3 protein-coding genes are annotated in these 1,851 nt (G+C 46.1%); all 3 read left to right on the top strand.

Going from position 1 to position 1,851, the window contains the following annotated elements; all coding sequences use genetic code 11:
• The first annotated feature begins 391 nt into the window (after positions 1 to 391).
• Complete coding sequence (locus TQ39_RS19775) at positions 392 to 703, top strand: hypothetical protein (RefSeq protein WP_009326242.1); 312 nt, start codon at positions 392 to 394, stop codon at positions 701 to 703.
• A 110-nt stretch (positions 704 to 813) separates the two neighbouring features.
• Positions 814 to 987, top strand: coding sequence for a hypothetical protein (locus TQ39_RS21150; RefSeq protein WP_154524239.1), 174 nt, complete (start codon positions 814 to 816; stop codon positions 985 to 987).
• Positions 988 to 1,191: 204 nt separating this feature from the next.
• Positions 1,192 to 1,851: recombinase family protein (locus tag TQ39_RS19780; RefSeq protein ID WP_167541565.1), on the top strand; the 660-nt coding region annotated here is incomplete at its 3' end.

The raw sequence follows: 1,851 nt of genomic DNA on the forward strand, positions 1-1,851 counted from the left end.
TTTGCTTCGTTCATACGGTATGGCCGAATCCGCTCAAAGCTGGTGGCCAGGATTTCAATATTCTCTTTCACGGGACAGAATACTCCTATATATAATAATGTAAGAACCATGACATCATCCATTATACCATGACGCCGTTGCAGGTGGCCACAACAAAACCGCATTCGCTGCGGTTTTGCGAGGTTCAATGTTCTCAAAGTCCGGTGCGTTAGCACAGAAGCGTATGCAGCACATACACGTAGCTGGAGTAGCGGCGGACTTGAGGCTATTATACCATGGGCACCGTACAACAAAATTTCATCCACTAAATCCTTGCATAGCTAAGAAATACAATTGAATTCTTTCCTGTGAAAGGATATAATATTAAATAACGAAAAGGGGGCGTTGAATTATGGCACTGACGAAAGAGGATTTGCAGGCAATTGCAGATTTGATGGACTCTAAGATTCAGGCATCGGAAACTCGCATGCTCAATCGGATGGACCAAGTTGTGCGAGAATCGGAAATTCGTGTAATAAATCATGTAAATGCAGTTGTGGAGAATACTGTTCAACCCAGTGTTAAACAAATTGCCGATGGACATAAAATGCTATACGAAAAGATGGAGAGAGAATTCGGTGAAGTGCATGAAGAACTGGACGCGTTGAACAGCACACAAGCGGCTCAGGAATTTGTGCTCACGCGGCGCCTAAAGCAAGTTTGATTTTAGGGACTATAGAGCGTATGGCAACAGAATAAAGTCATAATAAAACAGCTGCACGGATTGGGTTCCCGTGCAGCTGTTTTGTTTTCTGACAGAAATGGAGAAACAATATGGAACAACGGGAAAATACATTTGCAATGAGCCAATGTATGCTTACGAAGCAGTATGGCAAGTACAAAGCGGTCATCCAGTTTTCAGCGGTGGACCGGCCGGAAACCGAGGAAAAAGTTCTGTCGCTGATTATGGGAGCTTATGCGGAACGCCGATGCGCATCAGTGAACTGATGCTGTTGCACTGGTTTGATAGAAAAACTGGACGATCTTTCTCCGTTTTGGTGATAGGGTTTTCCCTATATATATAGTAATATAAGGGTGCCAAAGCGGCCGAACGCTTCGGACACTGGTGACCAACCGCCAGAGGCCGGACCTTGACAATTAAAGATTGGCCAATGTGTATCGTACAAACGATATGCGAGGAGTTAGAAGAAAATGAATTTGACAAAAGCAAAAGAAACGAAAACGCGCGTCTGCTGCCTGTACCGGGTTTCCACAAAAGGGCAGGTGGATAAGGCTGAGAATGATATCCCAATGCAGAAAAAAGCATGTCATGAGTTCGCTGAGTCAAAAGGCTGGACAATCATAAAGGAACATGCGGAATTGGGTGTCTCAGGATTTAAGGTCGCCGCGGCAGATCGAGACGAACTGCAGGAAATCAAGCGGGAAGCGGAAAAACAGGAGTTTGATATCCTGCTGGTCTTCATGTTCGACCGTTTGGGCCGAAAGGATAACGAAACGCCGTTTGTACTGAAATGGTTTGTAGAACAGGGGATATCTGTGTGGAGCACGGTGGAGGGTGAGCAGCGGTTTGACAGTAATGTGGACGATCTGCTCAACTACATCCGATTCTGGCAGGCGTCCAGTGAATCGCAGAAAACTTCCGTCCGCATCAAAACTAGGATGAAACAAATTGTAGAGGATGGACACTACATGGGCGGTACGGTCCCGTTCGGCTACCGTGCGGTCTATAAGGGCAGAATGAACAAAAAAGGCCGCCCGGTAAAGGATCTGGAGATAGACCCGCGCGAGGGCGAAATTGTCCGGGAAATATTTTTTAAGGTAGCACGGGAAGGATATAGCGCACATGGGATT

It is taken from the genome of Ruthenibacterium lactatiformans (assembly GCF_000949455.1).
Taxonomy (GTDB): Bacteria; Bacillota; Clostridia; order Oscillospirales; family Ruminococcaceae; genus Ruthenibacterium; species Ruthenibacterium lactatiformans.